General features: G+C 42.6%; 15 protein-coding genes and 1 tRNA gene. All 16 read right to left on the bottom strand.

Annotated features, from left to right (window positions below):
• Positions 1–8: 8 nt before the first annotated feature.
• Positions 9–170, bottom strand: coding sequence for a hypothetical protein (locus ACYQ5K_RS11025; RefSeq protein WP_459777561.1), 162 nt, complete (start codon positions 168–170; stop codon positions 9–11).
• Positions 171–188: 18 nt separating this feature from the next.
• Complete coding sequence (locus tag ACYQ5K_RS11030) at positions 189–752, bottom strand: phage scaffolding protein (protein WP_459777562.1); 564 nt, start codon at positions 750–752, stop codon at positions 189–191.
• Between the two features lie 210 nt (positions 753–962).
• Positions 963–1,217 carry a hypothetical protein gene (locus ACYQ5K_RS11035; RefSeq protein ID WP_459777563.1) on the bottom strand — a complete coding sequence of 85 codons (255 nt, stop codon included), beginning with the start codon at positions 1,215–1,217 and terminating at the stop codon, positions 963–965.
• A gap of 2 nt (positions 1,218–1,219) precedes the next feature.
• Positions 1,220–3,121 carry a phage minor capsid protein gene (locus ACYQ5K_RS11040; RefSeq protein ID WP_459777564.1) on the bottom strand — a complete coding sequence of 634 codons (1,902 nt, stop codon included), beginning with the start codon at positions 3,119–3,121 and terminating at the stop codon, positions 1,220–1,222.
• Between the two features lies 1 nt (position 3,122).
• Positions 3,123–4,472: a phage capsid protein gene (locus tag ACYQ5K_RS11045; protein ID WP_459777565.1), complete on the bottom strand. Its 1,350-nt coding sequence runs from the start codon at positions 4,470–4,472 to the stop codon at positions 3,123–3,125.
• Positions 4,465–5,793, bottom strand: coding sequence for a PBSX family phage terminase large subunit (locus tag ACYQ5K_RS11050; RefSeq protein WP_459777566.1), 1,329 nt, complete (start codon positions 5,791–5,793; stop codon positions 4,465–4,467). Before ACYQ5K_RS11050 ends, ACYQ5K_RS11045 begins: the two co-directional genes overlap by 8 nt.
• Positions 5,768–6,232, bottom strand: a complete 465-nt coding sequence (locus ACYQ5K_RS11055) for a hypothetical protein (RefSeq protein ID WP_459777567.1) — start codon at positions 6,230–6,232, stop codon at positions 5,768–5,770. The genes ACYQ5K_RS11050 and ACYQ5K_RS11055 overlap by 26 nt, the downstream gene beginning before the upstream one ends.
• 30 nt (positions 6,233–6,262) lie before the next feature.
• A tRNA-Met gene (locus ACYQ5K_RS11060) sits at positions 6,263–6,334 on the bottom strand.
• 37 nt (positions 6,335–6,371) lie between these two features.
• A complete protein-coding gene (locus ACYQ5K_RS11065) occupies positions 6,372–6,791 on the bottom strand; it encodes a hypothetical protein (RefSeq protein ID WP_459777568.1) in 420 nt (139 codons plus the stop codon).
• A 180-nt stretch (positions 6,792–6,971) separates the two neighbouring features.
• Positions 6,972–7,454 (bottom strand): hypothetical protein, encoded by a 483-nt coding sequence (locus ACYQ5K_RS11070; protein ID WP_459777569.1) that lies wholly within the window; start codon positions 7,452–7,454, stop codon positions 6,972–6,974.
• Complete coding sequence (locus tag ACYQ5K_RS11075) at positions 7,432–7,632, bottom strand: hypothetical protein (RefSeq protein ID WP_459777570.1); 201 nt, start codon at positions 7,630–7,632, stop codon at positions 7,432–7,434. Before ACYQ5K_RS11075 ends, ACYQ5K_RS11070 begins: the two co-directional genes overlap by 23 nt.
• Positions 7,633–7,643: 11 nt before the next feature.
• On the bottom strand, positions 7,644–7,943 hold the full coding sequence (locus ACYQ5K_RS11080; protein WP_459777571.1) for a DUF551 domain-containing protein: 300 nt from the start codon (positions 7,941–7,943) through the stop codon (positions 7,644–7,646).
• Positions 7,944–8,144, bottom strand: coding sequence for a hypothetical protein (locus ACYQ5K_RS11085; protein WP_459777572.1), 201 nt, complete (start codon positions 8,142–8,144; stop codon positions 7,944–7,946).
• A gap of 9 nt (positions 8,145–8,153) precedes the next feature.
• Positions 8,154–8,324 (bottom strand): hypothetical protein, encoded by a 171-nt coding sequence (locus tag ACYQ5K_RS11090; RefSeq protein ID WP_459777573.1) that lies wholly within the window; start codon positions 8,322–8,324, stop codon positions 8,154–8,156.
• A 4-nt stretch (positions 8,325–8,328) separates the two neighbouring features.
• Complete coding sequence (locus tag ACYQ5K_RS11095; RefSeq protein ID WP_459777574.1) at positions 8,329–8,613, bottom strand: hypothetical protein; 285 nt, start codon at positions 8,611–8,613, stop codon at positions 8,329–8,331.
• Positions 8,576–8,919: hypothetical protein (locus tag ACYQ5K_RS11100; RefSeq protein WP_459777575.1), on the bottom strand; the 344-nt coding region annotated here is incomplete at its 5' end. The genes ACYQ5K_RS11095 and ACYQ5K_RS11100, both read right to left, overlap by 38 nt.

Genomic DNA, 8,919 nt, shown 5'->3' on the forward strand with positions numbered 1-8,919 from the left:
TAGGTTTTTCAGTGCCCTCTAGATAACTTTGGAATCAGGATCTCATTTGCGTTTGCTCCCTCTTTTACCAGCTCATTCGGTCCATCCAGAACAGCTGTTAATGATGATAATTTATACACCTCATCCAAAAGTGTTGAATACTGTTTTCTAAGTACAATAGTATTTGCCATTCTTCCTTACCTCACTTCCTATTTTTCCGGCAGTCCCATAGCAGCTCGAAGTGCAGCAACATCATCCGCTCCCGGATCTGCACCGCCACCGCCGCTTGTACCGCCAACCGGATTATTGATTGGTTCATTTGCTCCGAACAAATATCCATCAGACTTCTTTACATCCTCAAGTGCCTTCTTGATATCATCGGACTGATTCTTTGATTCTTTCAGAGCATCAATATTTAGCATAGCGATAACTGCCTTTTCATTTCTTCCGCCAGCAGCCTTCACTGCTTCTTTAACAGAATCCATAAACACACGGTCAGCTTCTTTTGCTGCATATTCATCATCTTTCGCCTTCAGATCGCCCTGAAGCTTTGTAATCTGTCCCTGCAGATCCTTCACATCCACACCTTCAAATTCTTTCAGCCTGGTGTTTACGTCATCCAATGAAGCCTTGTAGTTATCTCTCTGGGAAACCGCCTTATCATAATCACTTATGGTACGGTAATTTTCTTTCCAAGCCTTATCGAAATCCGTTTTCTTATCCTCTGGAACTTCCAATCCATACTCCTTCATAATCTCATAGATGTTTTTCACAGTTACATTCCTCCTAAAATTATTTATTAACCGCTCTTTCAGCGGTACGGGTATAGCCATCTAAACCTCTGGCAGGGTAGTTGTCCAGTTTAATGCCATATGACAGGGCATAAAAATAAGACGCTTAACCCTGCGTCTCAAAGGGAGATATCTGGATCACCTCCTAAAAATGAGTGCAAAAATACCACCGGTCATTTCGACTGGTGGCAGCTAGCTTATCTGGTTTTTAATGACTGCTTCTATCTCTTCTTTTTTCCAACCCTTCTCTTGCAAAATAGATACGATTTCTTCTGGCTCACATAAAATTTCTTTCAGGCAATTTATTGCATCAAGTAAATGTGTATTTCTGATTGCAATTTTTATCTGTTCTTCTGAATACCCCTGCTTTTTCATAAAGCTATACAGATCATTATCCTCTATTTCCTGAAGTTTTTTTTCTATATTCGCTGTATCCGCCTCAAACATTGTCATCGCAATCCCTCCATAATTTCCTTCAAGACCTCTCCAAAGATTTTAGCTGCTTCTCTTGGTCTTTCACTCATCAGATATTCCGCAAAGCATTCTGCAAAAAACTCTTTTTCATTCTTATTTGCATACCCTGATACATGTTTAGTAATAAATTCCTTTTTAGAAAACTCTAATGCTTCAGCGAGTTCGCTCCCTTTATATCCCATCCGAGTCCATTCTGCACGCTCTGCGCGGATATAATCAAAATATCCTAATTGCTGTAACACTTCGCGCTTTACAGCTACACTTGTTCGGATCGTTCCGTATATACTTACATTTCCGCCCCAAACTCCCTTTCGCGTAAGGTATCCATCTAATTGATGCCCCATTTCATGAATAATAATAGCATCCGCATCAGTCCCCGCTGGATGAAATTGCACTCTCACATCTCGATTGTACCGCCTTTTTAAATCCTCATAATCACTGAATTTACTACTAATTTTTAAAACGCCACGCATGGACTCACTCATTGCATAACCTTTTATATTTGGATCATACAATACTTTTTTTGTATATCCCCTTAATTCTGGAAATTGATCAAGCACTTTCTTAACACCATTATATACAGATTTTCTTGATTTTTCATCCATTTTTCCAAAATCAACGGCTTTTTTACTCACTCCTAAAATATTTGCAATTTTACCTCTCTCAAATAAATAGTCTGTGTTCATTATTTTCTGTGCCGTTTTCAGTGCATCTTTACTTGGCGCAATTCTTCCACGTCCATCAATGTAAATTCTCTCTCTTTCCTCTTTCAGTCCCATTTTACGAGAAAACGCTGCATATTCACCCAGCTGTCCCTGATATTTGGCTTTTTGGAGCATAACTTCTTGCCGATCAGCACCGCCATCCTGAAGCATCTGTACCTTTTCTCGCTGCGCTCTCATTGCTGTTTCCATTTGGCGTTGTCTCTGCTTTGCCTCATACAGGGTGTACTCTTTGCCCCGGAACTCTTTTGGCTTGCTTTCCTTCCGGTTCTGGGCTTCCAGCCATTCATCTGACCAGTTACGCTGTGAAATGCCAGGAAAGAATGGGTAATAAGTATGATAACAATTGGCTCCCAGAAGTCCTGTCACTGTACCAAGTCCGCAGACCGAATACAGCTGTTCCTTTGTCCAGACACGCCCTTGCCATACCGCATGAGTTGGACGAGCTCCGGCATGCCACTCAACCTCAAAATACTCTGTTCCGAGCTTCTTGGCATTATAGTCTGCTATTTCACCGGTAAGATTTGCCACGCCAGTCATCACAGCTCTTCTAGCAGCCACTTCTACCCGGCTTGCGTATCCGGATCCGTACTCAATCTTCCGAAGTCCACTGTTTGTCAGCTGCGTGACCACCCGGCGTAATACACTGCCATAGTCAAATGCTCCGGTCACAATGTCAAAGCAGGCATTGTCCAGATAATTTGTATAAACCTGCGACAACGGTGTCAGGACCTTTCTGCCGTTATAATCCAGATAAAAGCCAAGTGACCTCGTTACATTTTCCAGATCTTCCAGGCTCTGCTGAATGATCGCATCTGTGATCTGCTGCAGTTGCTTATTCTCTTCATACGGGATAAACTCTGCATTGATCTGTTCGTAAATGTCCTTATTCCGGACGTATTCCCAGTCGATCACCTTGTCATACAGCTCAAACATTTCCGGATAAGACGCATCCAGCACCTTCTTGATCTCTCTTTCAATATCCTCGGAAGAATATCCCAGAATCCGAAGTCTATTGATCTGCCAGTCTGCTGTACTGGTAATCTCGCCAGTCTTTTTGATCCGCCGGGCAATGTCCTGCAGGATCCGTTCTTCCAGGATTATGTACCGCGCTGCAATCTTGCTGGCAATCTTTTCTTTGTAATCATCCCGCATCCTACTCCATCACCTGATTCTGCTCTGGCAGTTTTGCTTTTGCAGTTTCTTCATCCTCGTTGTACCATTTCATTCGGTATTCCAACAGACTCATAACGCCCATGCTTACATCCTGCCGATCTTGCTGTCGTTCCGATTCTTCGTCTGCCAGAATGGAATCATTAAATTCACAGGTAAATTCCACACCGGACATATAAGAACCGTTGTAGAATGCCAAAGCGATTACAAATCCATTCAGGCACTCTTCCAATTTTCCCTGAATTGCTGTTACTCGATTGTATTTCCTGGTCTTGGAAGTAAGTACTTCTGTAGCTGTCTTATCCACTTCCTGTGCATCTGACAAATCTCCATAGGCAAGACCAACATTGAACTCGATTTCTCGTTTGTATTCCTCTAAACCTCTGCGGAACGCTTCATCTCGCATCTCCGGAGAATATTCTTTATACAGTTCCTTATCTTTTCCATCATCAAGATTCAGCCCTTTATACAGGCGTTTCTTTAATCTCGGTAAATAGGTCTTTCCACCGCTCTTCTTCAAAGCTCTCTCGTCAATATGGATTGCACGTTCTCCGGAATCGTACTCCCAGTCCAGCCGAGCTCCCTGGATGTCTGCTTTTCGGATCAGGTTCTCTGCGGACTCATAGATCGATACACCACAAGCGGATCCGTCCACCTTATTCTCAATCGGGTTTTGATAATATCCAAAATCCATCTGAACCATTCCCGGATAAATAACCGGTCCTGGAAGAATGTTCGCCCATTCCGCCACCTCTTCCAGACCGCAGATCTGCCCGATATCGCTCTGGCTCTGTGAATGATAACATTTATTCTCAATCGTCAGATTGCCGTTCGTAAAATAATGCCGTTCAACTCTGGTATAATAATCATTTTCCCCGGCACACTTCACAACCAGAAAAGCAATATCATTCGGTGTTCCATCATCAGAAAAACTGATCACAATGAATTTATCCGCCGCAACATATTCCGCCGTATCCGGTCCAAGTGGTCTAAGAACCATTGCTCCAAGTGCCAAGCCTGTCTGCAGCTTCTTATTCATGTCTGATAAGCTCTTCTGAAGGACCCTGTCCATCTTGTCATTATTCAGGATCTTGGCTTCCATCTCCACTAAAACGGAATCTGCGAACTCACGGCAAATCCCCTCTTCCAGCTTCAAAGACTCTACAATATCGCTGCACCAGTCCGCATTCCCAACCAGCATCTTTTTCCATTTATTGATGGCATCGATCATGGTCTGTGACAGCGCCACATCTTTGCCGATTATATTTTTTAAGGTCGTATAATTAAACATGCTCACTATCCTTCCCCATAGTCTTTTTAATCCATCAAACATCTTCCACCTCTTCTATCAGGTCCTTCATATCTCTTTCTATCGTATACTCAAATGCATCCAGACTATCAATATCGGTGCTTCCATCATCCAGGCGCTCATCCTTGTCTGTTACATCTTTGTTCCATACTGCATCCGAAAATGCCGTCTGTAAGGATTTACAATCGTCCGTCATCCAGAATCTTCCCGCTCCCATAAGCCTTACCGTGCAACGGATCCGGTCAATAATCGCTGCTTTCCTTGCCTTTCTGACTGTAATCCACGGAAACCTTTTTTCTACTGCATTCCGGATAGAATTACCAAGGACGGTTTCCGCGTTGTCGTAATAAACAGATTCTACGTTGCAATACTCCACGTAATTACCGCTTTTTGCGATTACTCCGTATTTATCTATTACTTCCTGAACAAAATCACAGAACAGCTCATCCAGCCTGTTGCTGTCAATATCTTCCTCTGCATCCTTTGCCATAATTCTCTTAGACATTACTGAAATTACATCCGCATAATCATCTGTGTATCCTCTGGCAACAAAAGAATGACCGGACTGATTTCCTCCGAAGTCAAGTCCGATCTCTATCGATACAATATCTGTTTTTTTGAATTGCTTATATTCTACGTCACTTGCAAGTTCATCCAGCACCTCACATCTGTAAGCATCCGGATTATCTGCAAAACGTTTATAGATCGCTCCTTCTGCACGCTTCCAGAGCCCGAGGATTAACCGGTCATAATAAATCGTCCCCTCATACTCCTTGCAGAGCTCCTCTACATATTTCGGTGGTAAAAAAGGATTGTCAAATATCGTATATCTCTGCAGATAAATATCTAACTTATCATTGTCCAGAAATTCTTTCAGCCAATGTGTCGGATGTTCCGGGTTGCAAGATCCATCAAAACACGAATACGGCTTATCAAGTCGCGATTTCAACATCTGAAATACTTCCTTGTTCCACTTAGCGACCTCATCGCCGTAACAATACTTGATACTGGAACCTTGAATCTTCGCCACCTGACTGACCTTTTCAGCTCCCAGACAATACACCTCTTCACCACAAATATGCGCCATATTCCGGTTATTGATCTGTCCGATCAGCTTGTTTGTATAAATCTCGCGCATTGGCTGCAGCACATTTCGCTTAATCGATTCTTTGGATACACCAAGAATAACATTGAGTCCCGGTTTACCAGTTCTTTCCCGAATACGAAAAGGAACCACAAAAGCCGTATCAACGTAGGACTTTCCAGAACGTACCGCACCAGACTTAATATTCCATCTATGAGTTGCGTTCACAATATACTCATTCTGTTTCTTGCTTAACTGCATTATCCCGCACCTCTTTCAGGATCTGATCCAGCCGATCAAGTGCTTCATCATTCTCATTTTCACCAGTAATGGCTTCTTTCCTTGCCTTAATCAGCTCTGTATCTGCTTTCTTGTTCTCCAGATCTTCCTCGGCTCTGGCACTTTGTCCGGAATACTGTGCTACAAATTTCGCTGCCTGCGTATCCCCTGCCAGTGCTATCTTGATCTGCGCCATAAGCAAAGCCGATTCCAGAGTACACTCAACACCAAGCGACTCCAAAACCGGCTTCCATTCTTCGTTATCTATTTCAGCAGTAAGCAGCAGGTTTAATGTCTTCCGGAAGTCCGCCTTCCTGCGTCTTGCCTGACCGCTCGCTTTTCCTGCCTTTTTTGCCAATTCCCGGCGCTCTTCCGGGGTTCTTTTACTATTTGCATCTCTTATGTTTTCATATCCTGCCACTTCACCACCTTCAATTCTGGTTTATTTTAATGGATCATACAGGTATCGAACCTGTGACATTTCGCTTATGAGGCGAATGTTCTACCGCTGAACTAATGATCCAATTTTATGTATTAGAAAAGCACCCCGGAGGGTGCCTTTAAATCATTTTTTTGCTATTCCCGTTATGTCCTTCGTGATTCACGACTTCTTTCACAAAACACGCAATGATTATAACTCCTATTACTCCAGCGAAAACAGCTTTGGATAAACCAGGATGCACTAATTTCCAAAATAACGGAACTGCAAATATAAGTATATTATATACCGCTGCTTCGCAGATACATGGTATTACTTGATTATTCTTTAACTCTTTATTAATTCCCATTATGCAAAATAATGTCATAAATGATGGCGATGAAATAACAGCAGATAAATATAATAATTTCAGAATGTCCAATTTTGAATAAAGCTCCATTTTAAAAACCGCTATGGTTAAAGCCCCTGGCACCAATACTCCAAAACATGTGATTAAAACGCCACCTAAATTTTCTTTAACAAAATCTACAATCTTTTCCATCTTTTTCCTCCCACTCATATCAAAATCCATTCCCATAATACCTCTTTTTTCGACATTACGCAACGAAAAAGACACCCAGCACTACCAGGTGTCTCTTCATGGTTTTAAATACTTACGATCGGAGGAACCATCAAAAATGTCTTATCTTGTTACATTTCATCAATTCCAGTTTATACTCTATCACTTTTTATCCGGACATTGTGGGACATTTTCAAAATATCTTTGAATTTTTTTACGGACGTTCTCATCTGTGTACCGGATTCGGCGTTTCGGAAACATTTTGTTCATCTGATCTGCAACCTTCGGATACGATAAATCATCCAGAAAATACAGCCGAAAGATAATCCGCAGTTCACTCTTCTCAATGGATTCTATGTACTCTTCCACCTGGATTGTCATTTCCAGCAGTTCTTCCTCCAGCTCCTCAAGCCTTCTGGTTCTCTTATTCAGCAGCTGCTCTTTTCTGGAAATCACACCAACCGGTCTGCCAGTGATCTTCACCGTACCAAGTGGCTTTTTCCCCTTCTTACCACATGATACCGAATCCACGACAATTTGTCCATGCAGTTTATCCAATTCTTTCTGGATTTTCTCAATTCTCCGGCGCAGATCCTTTATCTCTTCTTTCATATCTGCGTACTCAATCAAAATGCCCTTGTCCACCGGTATCCACCTCCGCTGTAATGTCATACTTCCTTGCCAGATATTCCGCAACACTCACACTCTGATAAGCCGGTCTTTGGAATCTCTCCAACGCCTTTGCATCATGCCGGCTTTCCAGCTCCTCATAATGCTGCTGTCTATCTCTCCGCTGCTCTTTTCTGCTTCGTTTCTCCTGCAAATTATCACCTTCTATCCTTTGAACGCTTTCGGAAGCGGCATCCACGCCACAACCTTATACGGTTCTCCTGTCTCATCGAACCAGACACCTGTCTGGGAATAATACAATGTTGTTGCCTTATCTGCTCCCTCAATCGTGACCAGAAACTCCGCTGCATATGCACTTCTGACATATGATTCTATGAATTCCCGTTGATCTGGGAGTCTTTCTGTTGTTGGAATCCATCCATGCTCTTTCTTGTATTTTTCTACCGCATCCTGCCGAAGCATCTCAATCAATTCTGCAATATTCCCTGTATCATTCGATTTCATCTATCCCACCCGCCTTTTCTGTATTTGCTCCATATATTCTGTAACCCGAATCTTCTCTCCACAGCTCGGGCATTCCACGAAGTTCCCAAGCTCATTCATTCCAACCTGGACGTTTGTAACATCTTCTTTCTCGCAAGTAATTCCAATTCCGCATGCATCGCATTTGCCCTGGTATTTAATCTTACTGACAATCCGTATCATTCCAACACCTCACATCACCTGTATTAAGAGTTCCTTCATGAGTCGTCCTTTTACACTTTTCACAATCTCCAAGTTGCATCTGGTACAGTCTTCCATCCCGTTTTCTTCCAGATACGTCTGGATATCTTCCAATGCGGTGATCGTCTCTTCAACCTCTGTCTTTGTCAGATTTATAAACATCTTCTTACCTCAACTTTCCTTGCAAAAATTCCGCTGCTTCTTCATATCCGTCCTCTCGCAGTACTTTCAGGACTTCTTCAATATCTGCCGCCCGGAATCTCTCATCATGTTCATCATAACTTTCCTGACAGGTTGCTACCCTCGCCGTATCGATACCGAGGTCAAACTCTTCATTCAGGTACACTGCATAATCTTCAAGGGTTACATAATGCTCACCAAGATAGTCCAGATTCGTTGCATTCTTGGTCAGCTCATCGAATTTCTCTTTGAATCCAAGAAGCCAGCTCATCGAATTTCTCTTTGAATCCAAGAAGCCTTTTCTTACCATACCCGAATTGATCATGCAGTGTCATACACACCACTGTCAGCATAGTTGCATACAGATTCTTTGACAGGAACTCCCAGAACTCTTCCAACTGCTTATTGCTGTAGGAAAGTGGCGCTCTTAAGAATCCTCTCTGACGGATATCCTTTTCCAATGCTTCCACTCCGTCTTTCTTTGCAATGTTTAATGCATAAATCATTCCTTGAGTGCGCCATTCCATTTCCTTGCTCATTTTCTTAGCCATATTGCCACGTATAATCCAATTATCCT

It is taken from the genome of Allocoprococcus similis (assembly GCF_054660775.1).

Excerpts from the sequence above, each read along its gene's own strand:
- ACYQ5K_RS11025 (WP_459777561.1), bottom strand. The coding sequence starts at position 170 with ATGGCAAATACTATTGTACTTAGAAAACAGTATTCAACACTTTTGGAT.
- ACYQ5K_RS11080 (WP_459777571.1), bottom strand. The coding sequence starts at position 7,943 with ATGAAATCGAATGATACAGGGAATATTGCAGAATTGATTGAGATGCTT.
- ACYQ5K_RS11095 (WP_459777574.1), bottom strand. The coding sequence starts at position 8,613 with ATGAGCTGGCTTCTTGGATTCAAAGAGAAATTCGATGAGCTGACCAAG.
- ACYQ5K_RS11040 (WP_459777564.1), bottom strand. The coding sequence starts at position 3,121 with ATGCGGGATGATTACAAAGAAAAGATTGCCAGCAAGATTGCAGCGCGG.
- ACYQ5K_RS11090 (WP_459777573.1), bottom strand. The coding sequence starts at position 8,324 with ATGTTTATAAATCTGACAAAGACAGAGGTTGAAGAGACGATCACCGCA.
- ACYQ5K_RS11035 (WP_459777563.1), bottom strand. The coding sequence starts at position 1,217 with ATGTTTGAGGCGGATACAGCGAATATAGAAAAAAAACTTCAGGAAATA.
- ACYQ5K_RS11045 (WP_459777565.1), bottom strand. The coding sequence starts at position 4,472 with ATGTTTGATGGATTAAAAAGACTATGGGGAAGGATAGTGAGCATGTTT.
- ACYQ5K_RS11085 (WP_459777572.1), bottom strand. The coding sequence starts at position 8,144 with ATGATACGGATTGTCAGTAAGATTAAATACCAGGGCAAATGCGATGCA.
- ACYQ5K_RS11050 (WP_459777566.1), bottom strand. The coding sequence starts at position 5,793 with ATGCAGTTAAGCAAGAAACAGAATGAGTATATTGTGAACGCAACTCAT.
- ACYQ5K_RS11065 (WP_459777568.1), bottom strand. The coding sequence starts at position 6,791 with ATGGAAAAGATTGTAGATTTTGTTAAAGAAAATTTAGGTGGCGTTTTA.